The sequence below is a fragment of the Neptuniibacter pectenicola genome (assembly GCF_001597735.1).
Lineage (GTDB): Bacteria > Pseudomonadota > Gammaproteobacteria > Pseudomonadales > Balneatricaceae > Neptuniibacter > Neptuniibacter pectenicola.
On sequence record NZ_LUTS01000001.1, the window covers coordinates 118493 to 139459 of the forward strand.

Consider the following 20967-nt stretch of genomic DNA (forward strand, 5'->3'; position numbering starts at 1 on the left):
CCTAACTATTTTTTCGCTTTTTTGCGGGCCTCTTCTTCAACCCACTTCCCATCACGATAGAATGCCCGCCAACCGGTAGCTTTACCATTGACCTCGGTCATAACGTACTGCTCCTTCGTCTTACGACTGTATCGAACAACCGTTAAATTTCCGTCAGCATCTTTTTTAGGTGCACTAAACAAAAATTCGTACTTAGGATCGATCTCACTTTGATGGGGCAAAAGCTCAACGATTTTAGGCGCGCGCGTTTCCCTATTTCTTGGGAACTGACTCGCGGCAAGGAACAAGCCTGATGCACCATCACGAAGAATATACGTGTCCTCAACCTTCTCGCACGCTAACTCAGGCATAGGCACCGGATCCATTTTAGGGGGTGCAGCCTCGCCGCTTCTTAATAACTTGCGGGTGTTTTTACACTCAGTACAGCCAAAGTATTTACCAAATCGTCCAGTTTTGAGCTGCATTTCGGCTGAGCATTTATCACACTCTAATACCGGCCCATCATATCCCTTAATTCGGTATTCCCCGGCCTCAACCTCAAAACCTGGGCAGTCTGGGTTATTACCACAGACATGAAGCTTACGTTTTTCATCAATTAAATAAGAATCCATCGCAGAATCACATATCCCACAACGATGCTTCTTACGTAAAATACGCGACTCTTCTTCATCATCACCATCAACACTCACCACCTCATCACCAGGCGTTAAGTTGATTGTGCATTTACAACGCTCTTTTGGCGGTAAGCTATAGCCGGAGCAACCAAGGAAAACACCCGTACTCGCTGTGCGGATCATCATGTGACGCCCACAATCAGGACAACTGATATCCGTTTCAGTTGGCGAGTTAGGCCGCATGCCGTGCTCATCACTTTGCGCTTCTTCTAATTTTGAAGAGAAGTCCGCATAAAACTGATCAAGCAGTGCTTTCCAATCGGCTGTACCCTCAGCCACATCATCTAAGCTCTCTTCCATACGTGCAGTGAAACTGTAATCCATAAGATCGGAAAAGTTTTCACCTAAACGCTCAACAACAATATCGCCCATTTTCTGCGCATAAAACCGTCGATTTTGTACTTGCACATAACCACGATCTTGGATTGTAGAAATAATCGTCGCATAGGTTGATGGACGACCAATACCTTGTTTCTCTAGCTCTTTTACCAAACTCGCTTCGGTAAATCGAGGCGCAGGCTTGGTGAAATGCTGCTTAGGTAATAACTCAACAAGAGAAAGCGTTTCGCCGGCATTAACGTCAGGTAAGAGAATATCCTCTTCCCCTTTGCCTTTTGCTGGCATAACACGTGTATAACCATCAAATTGTAAGATACGGCCTTTAGTCACCAACTCAAACTCTGCAGCGGCAACCGTTACACGTGTACTCAAGAATTTAGCGGGCGTCATCTGGCAAGCCAAAAACTGCCTGCGAATAAGTTCATATAAGCGCTCAGCATCACGATCCATACCCTTAAGCGCAGTCGCCTCAACAGTAACATCGGATGGACGGATCGCCTCATGGGCTTCTTGTGCGCCCTCCTTACTGCTGTAGCTTAATGGGTTCTCCGGCAGATACTTACTACCAAAGTTATCGCCTATATACTCTCTACACGCGGCCACAGCCTCTGCACTTAAGTTGGTCGAGTCAGTACGCATGTATGTAATGTAGCCCGCCTCATATAAGCGTTGGGCCATCATCATCGTTTTCTTCACACCAAAGCTAAGACGCGTACTCGCAGCCTGTTGAAGGGTGGAGGTAATAAATGGTGCTGAAGGCTTGCTCGTTGTGGGTCTATCTTTACGGCTAATGACTTCTAAAGACGCTGACTGTAAACGCTCTAGGTGTGCTTTTGTCTCAGCTTCAGAGCCGGGTCTAAAGGTATCACCGTTAACGCGGTTCACCTGCAATTTAAGCGGCGCTTTACTCTCAGTCAGGACATCAGCCTGCACCTCCCAAAACTCTTCAGGAATAAACGCTCTAATCTCTTTTTCACGTTCAACAACAAGCTTTACCGCAACTGACTGAACACGACCGGCAGATAAACCTCGGGCCACTTTCTCCCATAACAACGGAGAAACCATGTAACCCACAACACGGTCAAGAAAACGGCGCGCCTGCTGCGCATTAACACGATCCATATCTAATAAAGAGGGTTCATCAAATGCTTCAGTGATTGCCTTTTTCGTAATCTCGTTAAAAACCACACGACGATAGCGACTTTCATCACCCCCTATCGCTTCACGCAGATGCCACGCGATCGCTTCTCCCTCGCGGTCCAAATCGGTCGCGAGATAGATTTCATCAGCATTTTTTGCCAGCCGTTTTAATTCATCCACGACCTTTTCTTTTCCGGGCAAAATCTCATAATGCGGTTCCCAGCCTTTATCGGGATCAATCCCCATACGGCCGATAAGCTGTTCACGAGACTTCTTTTTCTTATGTGCGACTTTTTCTTCGGGCGACATCTTCCGTGTTATAGCCGCCAGACGCGCCCTTTCTTTAGGATCGGTCTTTTTAGTGCTACCACTGGTCGGCAGATCGCGTATATGACCTACACTGGATTTAACAACAAATTGGTTACCCAAATATTTGTTGATAGTCTTCGCTTTAGCAGGTGACTCGACGATAACAAGAGACTTTCCCATAGAGTCCTTCTTTCCTCAGGGCTATATAATTAAGAAGCCGTAGTTTAAAAACAGAAAAGGTTTAAAAACAAAAAATTCAACCATGTATTTTGTCTTTTAACCTACGACACTGTTCGCAAATCTACAACGCTTCTTTTAAATAACGGCATAATAAATAATAATTTGGGTGCATATATAAGTGCTGAGAATGCTGGGGTCAAGCAACAATTGTGATAAAAGTCGACGAACAGACCAACTAGAACTTTACCAATGGCCCCTTAAAGGCCACAATATTCAACATAATCAATGACATCTCAACTGGCTGAAACAACCTCATGTTAAATGACAATATTCTATTAGTGGTGCTAATTGCTATAGTGGGGCTGGTTGCCATTACCGTTAATTTTGTCATCACCACACGGGAGCAACAGGAGGAGGCGAAGGAAAAGCGCCTCACGTGGCTCAAGGGTCAAGCGGAACATATTTTACAAGCGATCGCCGTTCTTAGAGAAGCGGACTGTAAGCCCGAAATTGTACAAAAAATTAATGAGCACGCAATCGCTCTGCTCGAAGAGGTCGCTATACTCGCCCCTGATTCAGAGCTATATGAAGCCTTAACACAGCAGAAAGATACAGCAGACAAAGCGTTCCCCTCCCCTGATGTGTTTGACAGTGATCGTTCATTAAAACGCGCCCAAATTTATATTAATTTTGCTGAGAAATTAGTTTTACAACTGGCCCGAGGCGGTAGAATCACACGCACCCTTGCGAGAAGTTATCAGCAAGAGCTTTATTGGCTGCGTATAACGGTCGTCGCAGATGCCCATATTATGCAGGGTGAGCGATTTAAAAAATCAGATGATTTGATGACCGCCCTATCCCACTACCGTCATGCGAAAGCACTGCTTGTTAGGGCGAATATTCCTGTACAAAATAAAAAATCCAGAATGGATACCGTCGAGGAATTGATTGAATCGATTCAGCCAAAAAAACCTAGACCTCAAGGCTCCTTAGCTGAATCATTAGATCGTTTGCTATAAAAGGGAAGCGGCTTCTATTTTATTTTTGCAAACCGGGGCACCTCGGTACCATCCTTTAACGTGACCTGCTGCATAAACATCTCCAATGGACGTATCCACACACCCTCATCGCCATAACACTGGCGATAAACAACGTGCCACTGCTCTGTCTCTGAGTGCCTTGCGACCTGCAGCACTTCATACTCTGCACCTTTATAGTGCTGGTAACGTCCCAACTCAATCTGCACCATTAAAACCTCTCTACAACAAAACCATCCAGAAGCGCTTTAATCTCAGCTAACGCCTCATCGCCCCCCTCTTCATCCCAATAAACACCCACATGAATAGGCGTTGATTCAAGAGAGAACACACCTGCGGGCAATTTAGAGATCACTTGAGCAAGCTTGTCTAACTGTTTTTCAGAGAGTGTTCTTTCACCTTCAGACCAGCTCCACCCAGAAGGAAGACCGATATCAGAAATTGATTCAATTCTAAAAACCTGCCAAGTTTTGAAATTATTTTTCTCCTCCCTACTCAACCCTTCGCGGATAATTCTATAGGCCGTCATATCACGCGATTCTGGTTCCATTTCCCCTTTCGCCCGCGGCGCTTTAAGCCGCTCTAACTGAACAAGAAACCCCATCTGTTTTGCTTTCATTCTGAGGGCCGCCTGATACTTCTGGCGTGGTGTTGGCATCACCCACATCATTGAGCCAATAAGCGACATCATAATAACGATTATGATCATCCATTTCATGCAAGATACTCCGTTTCACTGTAAGCAAAGAAGGGATTAAAATATGTCTGTAAACAAGCGGTTGAGACGCCATGTAACTATTAGTTAATTGATAAATATCAACACCACGAAGTTTAGCAGAGTACTAAGCTACACGCTCTATGCTAATCTGATAAACAACACATGTTGATCCGTTCAAACCCCCTCGGCATGTGACTGACACGAACTTCAAGGAAATAAGCATGAGTACTTACAAGAAAATCTTACTTGCTCTGGATCTGTCTGCCGAATCGGAACAACTCCAGGATAAAGCGCGTGAACTGGCTACAACCAACCAAGCAGAACTGCACATCGTTCATGTGATTGAGCCCTTGAGTTTTGCATACGGTGGGGATGTGCCGATGGACTTAACCTCCATCCAAGAACAGCTTGATGAGCATGCGAAGAAAAAACTTGAACTATTCTGCGATTCATTAGGCTATCCGGTTACCACTAAACAAGTGGCCACAGGGCAGACTGAATCTGAGATTCATCGCATTGCTAAAGAGCTAGAGATCGATCTAATTATTGTTGGCAGCCATGGTCGTCATGGTATTGCGCTGCTACTAGGATCGACAGCCAATGGAATTTTGCATGGCGCAACCTGTGACGTGTTGGCCATCCGTATAAAAGAAGAGGCCGAATAGCCTCTTCTTACTTAGACCTTTCAGTCATTTATACAGAGGAGGGTTACCCCTCCTCCTGCATAGCCTCAAGCTCAACCCAACGCTCCATGAGCGTTTCCACCACCTGTGCTTGCTGCTGCATTTTCTCCAGTGTTTCATTCACCTTATCTTGGCTTTGCTGATAAAAATCCGCACGACCTGTTTGCTCCTGCAATTCAGCAAGCTTAGCTTCGGCTTCCTCTAACACCGCCGGCATCTCATCCAGTTCCCGCTGTATTTTATAGCTGAGTTTTTTCTTTTTCGGTGCTTTTTCAGCCGCAACAGCATTGCCTTCTACTTTTGCAGATTTTTTAGCCGCATTTTTCTCTACGCTAGGACGCTGACGAAGCCAGTCTTGATAGCCGCCAACATACTCATTAAGCTGCCCCTCTCCCTCAAACACAAGGGTACTGGTGACCACATTATCAAGGAATGAACGGTCATGACTCACTAACAGAATCGTGCCATCAAAATCAAGAATGATCTCTTCCAACAACTCCAGGGTTTCAATATCTAGATCGTTGGTCGGCTCATCCAAAACAAGTAAATTAGCAGGCTGGCTAAAAAGCTTCGCCAGTAACACACGGTTAGTTTCCCCACCGGACAACGCTTTAACTGGCGTTCTCGCGCGCTCTGGAGCAAACATAAAGTCATTAAGGTAACTGATAAGGTGGCGCTGTTTACCATTAATAGTGATGCTTTCACGGCCTTCAGCAATGTTATCCATAACTGATTTTTCAGGATCAACCTGTGCACGCAACTGGTCAAAATACGCCACTTCAATATTGGTACCCAATTTCACTTGGCCACTATCTGGGGTTTGTTTACCTAACAACACACTCAAAAGGCTACTTTTCCCTGCACCATTAGGCCCGATCAGCCCAACACGGTCACCCCTTAATAGGGTGAAATCGAAATGACTAAATAGCGTTTTATCATCAAACCCTAAGGTAACATCCTGCAATTCAGCAACAATCTTCCCGCTACGCGCTGCTTCTTCGAGTGAGAATTTAGCCTTACCACCACGTTCACGACGATCAGACCGCTCATTACGCATCGACTTTAATGCACGAACGCGCCCTTCGTTACGGGTTCGGCGGGCTTTAATCCCCTGCCTAATCCATGTTTCTTCTTGAGCTAAACGTTTATCAAAGAGCGCATTTTGCTTCTCTTCATCTTCCAGCATCTTCTGCTTCAACTCCATATAAGCAGAATAGCTTCCAGGGAAAGATGATAAATTACCTCGATCCAACTCGATAATCCGCGTCGCCAAGCGATCCACCAACGCTCGGTCATGGGAGATTATTAATAATCCCCCTCTAAATTCAAGTAACTGCTGCTCTAGCCACTCAATGGTTTCAATATCCAGATGGTTAGTCGGCTCATCGAGTAGCAACAGGTCTGGCTTTTGGACCAGCGCGGCACCTAACGCCGTTCTACGACGCCAACCACCTGATAATTCCGACATTAACTTATCACCGGGCAGATCAAGCTGCTCGATGACTCGCTGCACTCGCTGCTCTAAATGCCAACCGTCGACAGCTTCAATTTCATGCTGCAGGTGCTCCAGCTTATTCATATCCACATCAGCAGATGAAGCTAATTCATCATAAGCCTCTCTTAACTTCAGCACATCTTGTAATCCGGCGGTAACAACATCCCGAACCAAGCGCTCATCTGCAGCAGGCATCGCCTGAGGAAGTTCCGCGATACGACAGGTGGGAGCGACCCAAAACTTGCCCCCATCCGCTTTATGGTGACCCGCAACAATCTTGAGCAATGTGGACTTGCCCGCACCGTTTAATCCAACCAGTGCGACCCTTTCACCAGGATCTATTTGAAAATCAACATTATCTAAAAGGGGTTTCGCGCCAAAGGCGATTGATATTTTATCGAGTCTAATAAGTGGCATGATTGTTCAGCTTTTGTTCTATGAGGGCGCTATTCTACTGGTTTTTAATAGATATGCATGAAAATGCTGCATTCAAGCAAATTATTATTTAATAATTGACTCAAACTACCGTATAAATAAGTAAAGGCAACATCACACAGGGCTTGGTCAATGTATCGCGTTATGCACAGATCTATCGTTTCACTACTTTTTGTAGCATTCACAATAATAATATTAACAACGACAGAGTACACTCATGCATCTACAGAAAAGCTACGTCAGAAATTCCTTCAGGCCGAATCACTCTTAAAGCAAAATAAAACGGACGCTTATACTAAATTACGCGCCCAATTAGATGAGTACCCTCTGGCCCCTTACCTAGACTATCAACAGTTATTAAAAAACCTCGATCAGTCCACGCCCAAAACGGTAAGTGCATTTATCGACAAATACAGCGAACTACCTATTGCGAGCCGCCTTAATCGAACATGGCTCAAGCACCTTCACAAACAGAAACAATGGCAGACCTACAGCCAACACTTCACGTTATACCCGATCAATCAAACCCACTATGAGTGCATACAGCTGCAAGCCGCACTTAATGGGAACGATAAACAGAAAAAAGAGGCACTGTATAAAGCCAAAACACTGTGGCTGGTCGGCAAATCCCAGCCAGCAACCTGTGACCCCCTATTTAAAGCATGGATGGCTACGGGCAGACCTACATCCAGCGAAGCCTTCGAACGCTTTTGGCTCAGTCTTGAACAAAACAATATCAAGCTTGCTCAATACATCGACAAGAAAATCACAGATAAAAAACAAAAAGCGTTTACCTCACAGTTTTGGAGCCTTTATAACGCGCCAGAAACGATCTCTAAAAAATCACTGTCACGGATACCCAAAGCCCACAAAACCTCTGTTGCGCAGTTAATTTACAAACGCTGGTACAGAACCCAACCCATTACCGCTACACAGGCGTGGGTGAAGAACAGAGATCAACTGATGGAGGAAGCTGAGCAGCTTTCTGTCACTGAATACATGGGCATTCGCCTTAACCGAAACTACCACCCGCAGGCGATAAAACTCTCTGCACTGCTCGACCCTGACTACAAACTAGAATCACTCATTGAAAGCCGCATTCGAAACGCACTCGCCCAACAAAACTGGACTGAAGTACAAAAAGGTATTGAACACCTCAGTGACGCCCTTAAACAAGATCCCAAGTGGCAGTACTGGGACTTAATTGCAGCGCGTAACCTATCACCAAATAAGGACCAAAAAGCGCAGCTAGCAGCCCTCGCTAAAGACCGAAGCTTTTACGGTTTTCTAGCGGCCGAACTCAATAACAGTCCATTCCAGCTCAATGCAATTGATGAAACCTTATCAGATGATCAGTTAACCCAATTATCAAGCAAGCCCGCCGTTGCACGCGCTAAAGAGTTGTTCACATTAGGCCGCTTAATTGAGGCTAACCGCGAATGGAATTTAGCCCTATCAAAAATGACCCCCGAAGAGAAAAATGTTGCCGGCTACTTAGCAAAATCCTGGGGATGGTATTTACAAGCAATTATTAACGCCGCCAAAACTGAGCGGTGGGACCATATTGATTTACGCTTTCCGCAGCCCCACAGCCAGTTATTTAAAACCCATGCATTAAAAAATGAGTTAGACCTGAGTTTTCCGATGGCTATCGCCCGCCAAGAAAGTGCATTTCTCTATAATGCTCAATCACGCGTAGGCGCTAGGGGCTTAATGCAACTTATGCCAAAAACAGCCAAGCAAACTGCACAAAAACATGACGTACCTTACAAAAAAACATCACAGCTTTATGACCCAGAAACCAACATCACACTAGGTTCCGCCTACCTTGGTGACATGTTAAAACGCTTTGACAATAATCCAGCGTTTGCCGCAGCGGCCTACAATGCAGGGCCCCATAGGGTTAAGCGCTGGTTAAAACAGCGCGGCGAACTGCCTTTAGATGTGTGGATAGAAACAATCCCTTTCAAAGAAACCCGTAGATATGTGCAGAATGTCTTAGCATTTCGCGTTATTTACGATCGCTTGGCGGGACGCGAAGCCAGCTTACTCACAGAAAAACAGATTAAACTACTGGCGTTAAATCAAAATAAAGCAACCGCGCTCTAACCTCTTACCAAAAGAAAACCGTTAACCTATCTAGGGGGCAACACGCGCCCCTAGATATACTTTATTCTTTTATGCAGGCTTACCTTCATGAACCACTACTCTTGGACCGATATTGGCGTCAACTTAACGGACAGTAGCTTCGACAACGATCGCAATGAAGTGATCGAGCAAGCCTTCAGCCAAGGTATAGATAAACTTATAATTACAGGCACAACACTTAAAGAATCCTTAGCGGCGCTTCATCTCTGTCAACGCTACCCTAACCAACTTTACTGCACCGTCGGCATCCATCCCCACTATGCAAAAGACCACGCTTCAGCGGACTTACACGAACTAGAAACACTGGTAAAAGAAGCCGGTGTCGTGGCTATAGGAGAAACAGGGCTAGATTTTAATCGAAACCTTTCGCCTCCCGAACAACAAATAACCAGCTTCATTGCTCAATTAGAGATCGCGTCCAATCATCAGCAGCCGCTTTTTCTTCACGAACGAGATGCCCACACTAAGCAACTAGAGATACTAAAAGCCCACCGTGATGATTTTACACACGCAGTTATTCACTGCTTTACCGGTTCAAAGCAGGCCCTCTATAACTACCTAGATCTGGATCTACATATAGGCATTACTGGCTGGATTTGCGATGAACGAAGAGGGCTCGAGTTACAAAAACTCGTTAAAGAGATCCCCGCCGATCGATTAATGTTAGAAACGGATGCCCCATACCTCCTACCAAGAGATATAAAACCCAAGCCTAAATCAAGACGTAACACGCCCAGCTATCTGCCACATATTGCCAACGTCGTCGCCGGGTTAGTCGACAAAGAGCTGGCGCAGCTCAATGAAGAGGTTCAGCAAACGACCTACGATTTTTTCAACCTTTCAGCTTAACTAAAACCGCCCTACTCACTCGCGAGGGCCTTTAAAAAATCAGCGAGTTGATGGGCATCAAACGGCCACCCCAGCGTTTTACCACTAACAACATCCACCACTACCGGAATCGTTAACGCATATGTTTCCATTAGCCCATCATCTTCCGCTATATCCACTTGGTAAATAGCATACTCGCTCATATCAACCGTTGACGCGATGACCGCTTCCGCCAGATCACACAAGTGGCAGCCCAAGGTACCCATTAACTCTAATTCCCGCATATCATTTTCACACTCACGCCGTTATTTTTGATTAAAAAAGTAAGCCACCCACCGAAAGACATAGCCTTGATCTATTATTAAACCTCTGCAGTTGACCCCGCTAGCACCTAATCATTGGTAGTACCTATCTGTTTATCAATATCAAATGCTCAATCATCGCCTATACTGAACCCCCATGCATAAAAAAATGGGCAAACCAGACATACAATGCGTACGCTCAGGTTATACAAAAGAAATTCATTACAAAATACTGCAATATATGAATGCTATTATCGATAAAAGGCCCGTAATTTAGTCGTAACACCTAAGTGCCATCGACCAATGAATAACTTGATTTGTTGCACTGCACAATAATATGCTATTCTATTAATTATGCCCTTGTATTCTTGCAAAGAAAAACCTGTGCGAATATGCTGAAAACTGGTATTTATTGCCCTTAATCCGCCTCCTAATCATAAAGACTATGTGAAGCTAGGCTAGATGGAAAACGGATATGACAAAGAAAGGCGAACCAATGGATAACAACAACTTGCTCTCAAATCCCCAAGAATTTATTGACTACCTCAACACCGAGACCCAAAAAGTGTTCGATATGTTTTCCACTTCGGGTGGTGATGATATTTTTGCCCAATTTACACAGTCTTGGACGGAACTTGCAAACCGCTCATGGGAAGACCCAACCGTCTGGATTCGCGCGATTACCGACTATCAGCAGAGCCAAATGAGCCTATGGACCAATCTCTTAACAGGGAAAGCGTCCGATGCGGTAGCGGAACCTGCGCGAGGCGACCGCCGCTTCCAAGCGGAGGAGTGGTCTCAAAACCCTGTTTTTGACTATATCAAGCAGTCCTACCTTCTAAGCTCTAAGCTGATGCAAGAGATGGCAGCCAACGCAAACTTGTCCGATAACGAGCAGAAAAAGCTAGAGTTCTATACTCAGCAATACATTGATGCGCTTTCGCCAACAAACTTTGCCATGACAAACCCAGAAGTGTTGCAGCAAGCACTTGAAACCAATGGACAAAGCTTAGTTGACGGTCTTAAAAATCTACTCGGTGATGTAGATAAAGGCCGTATCTCTATGACAGATGAATCTGCTTTTGTTCTAGGTGAAAACATTGCAACAACACCGGGCACGGTTGTTTTCGAAAATGAGATGTTTCAGCTTATTCAATATAAGCCAACGACCGAAGAAACATTCGCGCGCCCTACATTGATTGTGCCACCGTGTATTAATAAATTTTATATTCTTGATCTACAAGAAAGTAACTCCTACGTGAAGTACTGTGTTGATCAAGGACAGACAACCTTCCTAATCTCTTGGCTTAACCCGACCATTGAACAGGGACAAATTAGCTGGGACGATTACATTGACGAAGGCATCATTAAAGCCAGCCACGTCGCTAAAGAGATCACTAAAGCCGACAAGGTCAATGCAGTAGCATGGTGTGTCGGTGGTACGTTCTTAGCGTCAGCACTAGCGGTGATGGCAGCACGGAAAGACACAACGATTGCATCCGCCACCTTCTTTACAACACTATTAGACTTCTCTGATCCGGGTGATCTATGTGTGTTTATTGATGAGCAGCAAGTTAAAAAACTAGAAGACAAAGTCACTAATCAGGGATACCTGAGTGGTCGTGAGCTCGCAACCTCGTTCAACATGCTCCGTTCTAATGATTTAATCTGGTCATACGTTGTTAATAACTACCTAAAAGGTCAGACACCGCCTCCTTTCGACATTCTCTACTGGAACAGTGACTCGACCAACCTACCTGCGAAAATGTACACCTTCTACATCAACAATATGTACCTTGAAAACGCACTGGTTAAGAAAGACGCATTAACACTCTGTGGTGAAAAGATCGACTTAGGAAAAATCAAGATTCCTTGCTACTTCCTATCCACCATTGAAGACCATATTGCCCCTTGGAAAGGCACCTTCCCAGGTACCGAACTCCTTAAAGGCAAAAATGAATTTGTACTAGGTGCAAGCGGCCACGTTGCAGGGGTTATCAACCCTGCCTCTAAAAACCGTCGTAACTACTGGATTAACGGTGAACTAGGCCAAGGCCCAGACCACTGGTTAGAATCAGCAGAGCGCCAAGAAGGCTCATGGTGGCCACACTGGTCTGAATGGCTAAAACGCCGTGCAGGCAAAAAAGTAGCCGCCCCCGAAACAGAGGGCAACGACACCTACCAAGGCATTGAAGCGGCGCCGGGTCGTTACGTCACGGTTCGAATCGACTAAGCTTAACGCACTAAAAAAGGAGCCTTTTAGGCTCCTTTTTTTTGATCTAAACGATGGACATTAATTCAACGTTCTAGCCAACGCACTAATCTCACCTTTAAGCTCATCGTCATCAGTAAAACTGGCAAACTTCTCAGATGTAGCCAGCGCATCTTTCGCCTGATCCATTTCACCTAACTCCGCCAAACGTTGTGCAAGCGAGAACTGTATAGACGCCTTATACTCATTTTCTTTAAGTGAATCAGCAATCAGAAATGCTCGCTGGTAAAGCGCTACAGCATCCACGCTATCTTCAGTAAAGTCGGCTAAGGTTTCTAAAAAAAGAGGATGGTCACTCTTTTTACCTGCATGCAATTCACATAAGGAACTTAGTTGCTCATACAGCTGATAAAACAACGTCTCATCATCTTGATCGGCCGCTGACAATAGCGCTTCAGCAAGCCGCTCTACCTGACTAAATAGATGTGCATTCACAGGCTAACTCTCCAACCAAACATCTTTGGCCCAATCCCATATTGATCCCCATTCATCCTCAATCGTATCCTCGAACAACCACAAAAATATCTGTCCGGTATCGGCGATACAATAAAATCCATTCTCATGCTCACAGATAGGAATATACTCACGCGGCATACCAATATCCCATGCCCTAGCCGCCATATCAGGAAGAAAGGTATGAGATTGAGGGTCCGCACAGGTGGCCGGCTCAATAGAGCCACAAACAATATCGCTTGCCTCAAGCAAAAATTGTTTGTACTCATCCGGTAGCGAGATAAGAATAGCCTCCTCCACGTCTACCAAATCATCATAATCAGGTAGATCTAATGGCACCGGAACTTTTTGGTTACGTTCCTGTAACAACTCAAGAATATCTTCCACTAAGCACTCCAAGCAGATGTATAAGGTTTGCAGACTAGTCCAGACGATTACATATGTAAATATCTAAAAAATTAATCACCAAAAAGCCGACAACTATAACCAAACGGAATAAAAGACATTGATATAAATCAGCCTTAGCAAACAGTGCCCACTAACCCGCCCCAAAACATACTACTTTAGGATTAGCATTACCCAAATTGCTAACGCCTTTAGACTCTCAAACCAAGACATTCGTAACAAAATCCGTATAATTCGCGCCAACTGCACTGCAACAATATAATTGGAAATAGATGTATACCTATTGTTTGCAGGCTTCTGAAGTCTCAGGTGATCGCGTAATGAACAACAATCGACAGAATAATCATTACGTTAGGGCCACAAGCCCCATCGCCCGTGCCACTTCACAAACCATTATTATTATTAAAATGGCGAAGTTCCTATGACCACAAAATCAGTAGACGTATTGCTAGTCGGCGCGGGAGCTATGAGTACCGCCCTTGGCGTCATGCTCAAGCAGCTGGACCCATCCCTAAAAATTTCTATGGTAGAACGGCTCGATGAAATTGCCGTAGAAAGCACAGATTGCATGAACAACGCGGGGACAGGACATGCCGCGTATTGTGAATTGAACTATACGCCTGAAATGGATGATGGCAGCATTAACTGTAGCAAAGCCTTTGCAATCAACGCCTCCTTTGAAGTGAGCCTACAGTTCTGGTCTTACCTGGTTCAACAGAACGCTCTACCAGAGCCTTCCCAATTTATAAACTCAGTCCCCCACCAAAGCTTTGTATGGGGTGACAAAAACGTAGAATTTTTACGTAAGCGTTACGCAGCCTTAAGTGCACATCATCAATTTGATGTTATGGAATACAGCGAAGATCCAGAGGTACTAAAAGAGTGGATGCCGCTGGTAATGGAGGGCAGAAAAGAGGGTGAAAAAATAGCAGCCACTCGCGTGCGTTACGGTTCAGATGTCAACTTTGGCGCACTGGCACGCAGCATGGTCAAAAACCTTCAGGATCAAAGTGATTTTGAGCTACTGCTAAATCACGACGTTAAAGACTTTTATCAGAATAAAGATAAAACCTGGGCTGTCACCATTAGAAACAAAGAAAAAAACGCGTTCGACGTTATTAATAGCCGTTTTGTCTTCTTAGGCGCCGGCGGTGGTGCATTGCCTCTGTTACAGAAAACAGGCATACCCGAAGCCGATGGCTATGGCGGCTTCCCTGTCAGTGGGCAATGGTTGGTTTGCAAAAACCAAGCGATCGTAGAACAGCACGGCGCTAAAGTTTATGGGGCGGCCCCCATTGGCGCACCACCTATGTCAGTGCCCCACCTAGACACACGCATCATTGATGGCAAAAAGTCGCTTTTATTTGGCCCCTTCGCTGGTTTTACAACCAAGTTCCTCAAAAATGGGTCTTTCTTCGATTTAATCTCAAGCATGAAGTTTAATAACCTTAAACCTATGCTATATGTTGGCGCTACCAACATGGACCTAACCCGCTACCTCATTAGTGAAGTCATGCAGACACACGGCTCTCGCGTCATGTCCCTCAGCAACTTCATACCGGAAGCGAAGGAAAACGACTGGGAAATTTCTCACGCCGGTCAGCGCGTGCAGATCATCAAGAAAGATGAAGATGGCAAAGGTAAACTGGAATTTGGCACGGAAGTGATTACCGCTGCGGATGGCACCTTAGCCGCGCTGTTAGGTGCCTCTCCAGGTGCATCAACATCGGTTAGCGCAATGCTAAACATTGTTGAAACCTGCTTTAAAGAAAAAATGGCCACGCCCGAATGGCAAGCAAAAATCAAAGAGATGATCCCATCTTACGGTCACGACCTGACCCAAGACCCCGAGCGTCTAAAAACGATTCGCGAATATACCTTATCAACCTTAGGACTCGACCCTGAAAAAAATTCGAGTTCCCCACAGGTCGCTTAAGCGAATCCCATTGATACTCGCTCACAACAGGTATGCCTAACGGGAAAAAGGCCGGTCTTTAGATCGGCCTTTTGCTTTACGGCTTGCCAACGTACAATGAGCCCCCGTTTTTTGGTATAAAGCAGCAGATAATATGCAATGCAGAGAAAAGTGTGGCGCATGTTGTATCGCCCCAAGTATAAGCAGTTTACAGAAACCCGCTGGGGTTAGGTGTCAGCACTTAACAGACGCATTACGCTGTGGCATCTTTAATCAGCCAGAGAGACCACAGGCCTGCGCTAACTTTCAAGCAGAACAAGATTTTTGTGGTAATTCGGCACAAGAAGCCCTACAAATACTCGAACTTTTGGAACGGAGCACGCGTTAAGATATCCGTACTAACCACCCCTTAGGTAGACTTACATATAGCGTCTTTAACACATAATTACCGTCCATTATCGTTACTGGAGCAGCGCTCTGAAATACCTTGCTGAAATCAAGTTACTACTCAACCTAGGCTTTCCCATAGCGATCGCGCAAATAGCGCAAACCTCAATGGGGTTTGTCGATACGGTTATGGCGGGCCGGTTTAGCTCAACCGACCTAGCGGCGGTATCCTTAGGCGCGAGTATCTGGCTGCCCATTATCATTGCATGCCAAGGCATATTAATGGCCACCACACCTATGGTGGCCCACTTTGTTGGGGATGATAAACCCCACCAAGCCCGCGAGACCTTGCACCAAGGATCACTGATCGTCGTCATACTTTGTGTAGGTACTATGTTTCTTCTACATAATTGCGGCCCTATTTTGGTATTCATGGATGTTGAAACACACTTAGCCGCCTTAACCATGGAATACCTTGCCGCAATTTCATGGGGTATCCCTGCGCTACTTTTTTACCAATTAATGCGCAGCTACATTGAGGGGTTTGGTAAAACCCAACCGGCCATGAAGATTGCTATTCTTGGCCTGCTGTTTAACATTCCGTTAAATTACCTTCTCATTTACGGCAAACTAGGCTTACCGGCGCTGGGCGGGGTCGGCTGCGGCTGGGCCAGTGCCATCGTTATGTGGTTAATGCTACTGGCATCGATCATCTATTTAAAAAAATCTGACACCTTTAGACAACTCTCCCCCTTTAAACATTGGCAACTGCCTGAACTCAACGCGTTTAAGCGCTATGTTGCGCTGGGCTTGCCCATAGGATTTGCACTGCTAATTGAAGTCAGTATGTTTTCAGTGATCGCCCTCTTAATAGCCGATCTCGGCGAGGTCATTATCGCCTCCCACCAAATAACGATTACATTTACGGGGCTTGTGTTTATGATTCCGCTCAGTATCTCACTTGCCCTCACGATTAGAGTTGGCCATCAGCTCGGTGGCAAAAATCCCGCTGGCGCAATTCATAGCGCAAAAGCGGGATTAATTATCACCCTCGCCATTGCTACGCTTAGTTCAGGCCTTATAGCCCTGTTCGCTACACAGATCGCCTCGCTCTACACAACCGATTTACACATCATTGAAATTGCAACCACATTGCTTACGATTGCAGCGTTCTTTCAACTATCTGATGCGGTACAAATAACCTGCTCCGGTGCACTCAGAGGCTACAAAGACACACAGTTCCCTCTTTTGCTTGTCTTTATTGCCTGCTGGATCGTCGGGCTCCCGACCGGTTACCTTTTAGGCAAAACAGATTTAGTGGTCGCACCGATGGGGCCAAGCGGCTTTTGGTTTGGACTTGTCATCGGCCTCACAATTAGCGCTATACTGTTACTCTCCCGTTTAAGATGGAAAAGCCAACAAACCTTACATGTATCGCTTTCGAAATAGCCTCAAGCTACTGTGCTGGATAGGTCTAGGGATTTTTATCTCAGGCTGTGAACCCTCATCACCTGAGGATATGCTCAATAACTATCAGTATAGAATCAGCAATGTCATGGAGGTCTCTCAGGCCGTCATCTCAGACCTTCCAACACGCCCAGCATTCCCACTTCGCCGTCACTTAATTTATCCCACGCTGGAGGTGAGAGAGGGGCTCCTCGATGTCATCAACTTAAAAACATGTAACCTATTACCACTGATCGCCGAGCGTAATAGCTCCTTGGGAAAAGTCTATGCCCCCTCGCAAAAAATGCGTTATGAATTAACCTTTTATCATGCGATTGGCCAATGCAAAAAAGCCTTAGAGGATACGCCCACAGCCGATCAAGCGCTTTTAGCACAAGTCTCGTCCATCTATCAGGCAAAACATGACAACCTACCGGCAGAATTATGGAACGGTATATTCACCGCTAAAGAGCTAGAGCTCAATTTCTCGCGCGCAAAAGAAACACTGCCCCTTATTGATGATGGCAGCAGCCAAAACAGTATTAATGCGATGAAAACTCTCATCGGCATTATTCGAGCACCACTCGCAGGTGATAGATGGGAGCTCCCCCCCGCGTTAGATACGATCGAATCCAGCTATAATGTTTTATACAACAACCGTTCAGGACCTAAAATTCTCAGCTCATTGCAGCTACTCACCACGCATTTGTCTCAGGCTTCAGATACATTAGAGCGCGGTTTACAACAAAAACAGCTCTGTTTTAACAATACCCCGTCAACAAGGGCTAAAATAATACAAAATGTGTTTTATAAATATTATATTGGTGAGGTTCAGCCCTATTTGGCTAACGTACATAAATATGCGGTTGCGTGGACGGCGGTCAATAAGGAACTTATGGCTTCATTTAAAGCCTATAACTTAGAGCCTCCTGAGCAGCTTGCGAAGTACCAACACGTTGTACTCTCCCATGACGAGCCTGACAGTTTATGGGCGCGCTACCTTGAAGCACGCAATAAGCATACGCAGAGCTGGCAGAAACTGCTTAAACAATGTGGCATGATGCCTAAACACAGTGATTAACCATTAGGTTGTGGACTCAATATTGAATTCAGTTCGTTCTACAGAAAAGCGCAGCTTTAGCAGCAGATGCCACCTGTCACTACTGGTATTGATGTTCGCGCTATCCGGCCTAATTTTTATTCAAGTAGGCGCGGAGAGCATTCGCCTAAGCCAAGCCGATATAGAAAAACTGGGTAAAGAATATGGCGCAAAAGCACAGCGTCGCTTAGAGCGTTGGCAAAACCTGTTAACCGAGCTCGCCAACGACAGTGAGCAAGATAAGCTCGAACGCGTCAATGACTTTTTCAACCAAGTCCGCTTCATTGATGATATTAAACACTGGAAGAAAAAAGATTATTGGGCCACCCCCGTTGAGTTTTTAATCACCAATGGCGGCGACTGTGAAGACTTCAGCATTGCAAAATATTACACCCTCAAAGAGCTGGGTGTTCCTGTCGAAAAAATGAATTTAGCCTATGTCAAAGCACTAGACTACAACCAAGCTCATATGGTCTTAACCTATTACCCGGATCAAGGGGCTATTCCCTTAATCCTAGATAATATTAATGGCACAATTTTACCTGCATCAAAACGCCCCGATTTACTACATGTTTACAGTTTTAATGGTGATAAACTCTGGATATCAAAAATGGGCCGCAGAACGACACTCGTAGGCACATCAGATCGTTTAAAGCCATGGGTTAAGTTGCAATCAAGAATTGAAAACAAGGACATTAACCTGCGCTAGGTTTAATGACGAGGAGTTACACACTATGTCACTGGTAAACCAACTGATCGCCGCAATCTTTGCCATTCTTATCGGCTTGGTTTCTGGCACCTTGTATATCATGTCAGAAAGTTCACGCTCAATTTTGCAAGATCAGTTGGAGTCCCACGCGCAAGATTCGGCGACCCATTTAGGCTTATACCTTGGCCCTTACATGGCAAAGAATGATAGCGCGACAGTCGAGACAGCGGTAAACGCCATTTTTGATAGTGGCTTCTACCAGCAGATCATTGTCACCAATGCAAAACAAGGCATCCTCTTTGAAAAAACCGCGCCCTCCAAAGTCAGTGATGAAATTCCCACCTGGTTCCAAAACTTAGTGGTGATTACGCCTCCCTCAATGTATCGAGATGTGACCTACCAATGGCAACAGGTAGGCAAAATTTATGTACGCAGTAGTGCCGACTACGCCTATGACAAATTATGGAAAGGCGCTCAAGACAGTATCATCCTATTTGTCTCCCTCTCGATTATCTGCCTGTTAGCCATCAGCAGCTTAATTCGCTACCTATTAAGGCCACTAAACAAGGTCGAACAACAGGCGATTGCGCTCTCTGAGAAGCGTTATATAGAACAAGAAAAGCTACCACGTACACGAGAGTTAAAACGGGTTGTAGAAGCCATGAACCGTATGGTCCATCGTGTCCGCGGTATGTTTGAAGAGCAAGCACGTAACATTGAAGAGCTGCGCCGGAACGCCTACCAGGATAACCTAACAGGCCTCGCCAACCAAAGGGCGACCATCGCTCAACTGGCTGAACGCATTGATTACCGTAAAGATTTTGGTAAAGGCACCCTGTTCAATATCCATTTAATCAATCTACAAGAGATCAACCACAAGATCGGGATGGATAAAACCAACAACTTGCTGAAACACCTAGCCATACAGCTCCAAGATGTATCACGACAAGCGGATCAAAGTGTTCTAGGGCGCATGACAGGGGCTGACTTTGTGCTATTAACTAGCCACCTTAATAAAGATCAGCTAAAACGTAAATTAGACAAGGTCGACCAAGAAAGCCGTAAATTATTAGCGCAATTTATGGATACTGAGATTTCCTATCCGGTCATCGGGGTCGGTAGCTGCGAATGCAGTGATCTAAGCAATAGTAGCCAGCTACTCTCAGAAGCAAGCCTCGCCAGCGAAGAAGCCGTTAAAGACGGCGTCCTTTGGAAAGAGTATAACGGCGAAGCGAAGCAATCGGTTGACCCACAACCCTCCGACTGGAAACAACATGTCGCCAATGCGATCAACCAGCGGAAGATCTTCCTACAAGTGCAGAGCGTGTTTAATAAAAGCCCTAACTCCATGCCCATTCAAGACGAGATCTTTGCCCGTATTTTAGACCGTGACAATCAAGCCACATCGGCAGGCGAATTTATCAACCTCGTTAAAGAGCTTGGACTCATGGCTGAAATGGACCGTGCCGTGATAGAGCTCGCACTACAAAAAGCAGACACCGCCGCCTGCCCTCTCACGATTAACTTAAGCCACGAAGCGGTGCAAAGTGATGATTTCATCGCGTGGTTATCTGCCCGCTTAAAAGGAAAGTCTCTGGCCGGAAAAATACTCTTTGAACTGGATGAAACCGGTGTATTAAACAATACCGATGCCATAACACACTTCCGAAAATCACTAAAAGAACTCAATATAGGTTTTGGTGTCGATCACTTTGGCGTTCACCCTAATGGGTTCTCCTACCTATACTCCGTGCAGCCTGATTATGTGAAAATTGATGGTTCACTGATTCGAGAAATAGACCAAAACGCAGAAGATCAATTTTTTGTTAGCAGCCTGATCAGCGTTGCTCATAGCTTAGATATAAAAGCCTATGCTGAACATGTAGAACGGGAAAGCCAACTCCAACTATTAACCCAACTTGAAATTGATGGCAGCCAAGGCTATCTACACGGTTCGCCGAGAAAACTCAGTTAAGCAGACCTCAGACATAAA

General features: G+C 45.4%; 17 protein-coding genes. 10 read left to right on the forward strand and 7 right to left on the reverse strand.

What is annotated here, in order from left to right; translation table 11 throughout:
* Positions 1-5: 5 nt before the first annotated feature.
* Positions 6-2642 carry a type I DNA topoisomerase gene (gene topA / locus A3773_RS00520; RefSeq protein ID WP_067981609.1) on the reverse strand — a complete coding sequence of 879 codons (2637 nt, stop codon included), beginning with the start codon at positions 2640-2642 and terminating at the stop codon, positions 6-8.
* 314 nt (positions 2643-2956) lie between these two features.
* On the opposite strand from topA, the gene A3773_RS00525 reads away from it, so the two are divergent.
* Positions 2957-3661 carry a DNA topoisomerase I gene (locus tag A3773_RS00525; RefSeq protein WP_067981610.1) on the forward strand — a complete coding sequence of 235 codons (705 nt, stop codon included), beginning with the start codon at positions 2957-2959 and terminating at the stop codon, positions 3659-3661.
* 14 nt (positions 3662-3675) lie between these two features.
* Here A3773_RS00525 and A3773_RS00530 read toward each other — a convergent pair whose 3' ends face one another.
* Positions 3676-3891 (reverse strand): DUF1653 domain-containing protein, encoded by a 216-nt coding sequence (locus A3773_RS00530; protein WP_075109442.1) that lies wholly within the window; start codon positions 3889-3891, stop codon positions 3676-3678.
* Positions 3891-4397 carry a hypothetical protein gene (locus tag A3773_RS00535; protein WP_067981612.1) on the reverse strand — a complete coding sequence of 169 codons (507 nt, stop codon included), beginning with the start codon at positions 4395-4397 and terminating at the stop codon, positions 3891-3893. Before A3773_RS00535 ends, A3773_RS00530 begins: the two co-directional genes overlap by 1 nt.
* Before the next feature lie 221 nt (positions 4398-4618).
* Between A3773_RS00535 and A3773_RS00540 the strand changes: the two genes are divergently transcribed.
* A complete protein-coding gene (locus A3773_RS00540) occupies positions 4619-5062 on the forward strand; it encodes a universal stress protein (protein WP_067981614.1) in 444 nt (147 codons plus the stop codon).
* Between the two features lie 43 nt (positions 5063-5105).
* Here the strand turns inward: A3773_RS00540 and A3773_RS00545 are convergent, their stop codons facing one another.
* Positions 5106-6992 (reverse strand): ATP-binding cassette domain-containing protein, encoded by a 1887-nt coding sequence (locus A3773_RS00545; RefSeq protein ID WP_067981616.1) that lies wholly within the window; start codon positions 6990-6992, stop codon positions 5106-5108.
* A gap of 162 nt (positions 6993-7154) precedes the next feature.
* Here A3773_RS00545 and A3773_RS00550 point away from each other — a divergent pair, with 162 nt between their 5' ends.
* On the forward strand, positions 7155-9119 hold the full coding sequence (locus A3773_RS00550; RefSeq protein ID WP_197462690.1) for a transglycosylase SLT domain-containing protein: 1965 nt from the start codon (positions 7155-7157) through the stop codon (positions 9117-9119).
* A gap of 87 nt (positions 9120-9206) precedes the next feature.
* Positions 9207-10007 (forward strand): TatD family hydrolase, encoded by an 801-nt coding sequence (locus A3773_RS00555; protein WP_067981619.1) that lies wholly within the window; start codon positions 9207-9209, stop codon positions 10005-10007.
* A gap of 11 nt (positions 10008-10018) precedes the next feature.
* On the opposite strand, the gene A3773_RS00560 is transcribed toward A3773_RS00555, so the two are convergent.
* Complete coding sequence (locus A3773_RS00560) at positions 10019-10270, reverse strand: glutaredoxin family protein (RefSeq protein ID WP_067981620.1); 252 nt, start codon at positions 10268-10270, stop codon at positions 10019-10021.
* 493 nt (positions 10271-10763) lie between these two features.
* Between A3773_RS00560 and A3773_RS00565 the strand changes: the two genes are divergently transcribed.
* Positions 10764-12521: a PHA/PHB synthase family protein gene (locus tag A3773_RS00565; RefSeq protein ID WP_156473413.1), complete on the forward strand. Its 1758-nt coding sequence runs from the start codon at positions 10764-10766 to the stop codon at positions 12519-12521.
* Positions 12522-12581: 60 nt separating this feature from the next.
* Here A3773_RS00565 and A3773_RS00570 read toward each other — a convergent pair whose 3' ends face one another.
* Positions 12582-12995, reverse strand: a complete 414-nt coding sequence (locus tag A3773_RS00570; RefSeq protein ID WP_067981623.1) for a hypothetical protein — start codon at positions 12993-12995, stop codon at positions 12582-12584.
* A 3-nt stretch (positions 12996-12998) separates the two neighbouring features.
* Positions 12999-13400 carry an SMI1/KNR4 family protein gene (locus A3773_RS00575; RefSeq protein WP_067981625.1) on the reverse strand — a complete coding sequence of 134 codons (402 nt, stop codon included), beginning with the start codon at positions 13398-13400 and terminating at the stop codon, positions 12999-13001.
* 439 nt (positions 13401-13839) lie between these two features.
* Between A3773_RS00575 and mqo the strand changes: the two genes are divergently transcribed.
* The 5 genes from mqo (at position 13840) to A3773_RS00600 (ending at position 20949) form a co-directional block, all read left to right on the forward strand.
* The gene (gene mqo / locus A3773_RS00580) at positions 13840-15354 is read left to right on the forward strand and encodes a malate dehydrogenase (quinone) (RefSeq protein ID WP_067981627.1); all 1515 of its coding nucleotides are present in this window, start codon (positions 13840-13842) and stop codon (positions 15352-15354) included.
* Positions 15355-15864: 510 nt separating this feature from the next.
* Positions 15865-17169: an MATE family efflux transporter gene (locus A3773_RS00585; RefSeq protein WP_269454467.1), complete on the forward strand. Its 1305-nt coding sequence runs from the start codon at positions 15865-15867 to the stop codon at positions 17167-17169.
* A gap of 70 nt (positions 17170-17239) precedes the next feature.
* Positions 17240-18247 carry a DUF3080 family protein gene (locus tag A3773_RS00590; RefSeq protein WP_231902104.1) on the forward strand — a complete coding sequence of 336 codons (1008 nt, stop codon included), beginning with the start codon at positions 17240-17242 and terminating at the stop codon, positions 18245-18247.
* A gap of 19 nt (positions 18248-18266) precedes the next feature.
* A complete protein-coding gene (locus A3773_RS00595) occupies positions 18267-18974 on the forward strand; it encodes a transglutaminase-like cysteine peptidase (protein ID WP_425461958.1) in 708 nt (235 codons plus the stop codon).
* 25 nt (positions 18975-18999) lie between these two features.
* A complete protein-coding gene (locus A3773_RS00600) occupies positions 19000-20949 on the forward strand; it encodes a bifunctional diguanylate cyclase/phosphodiesterase (protein ID WP_067981636.1) in 1950 nt (649 codons plus the stop codon).
* The last annotated feature ends 18 nt before the right edge of the window (positions 20950-20967 follow it).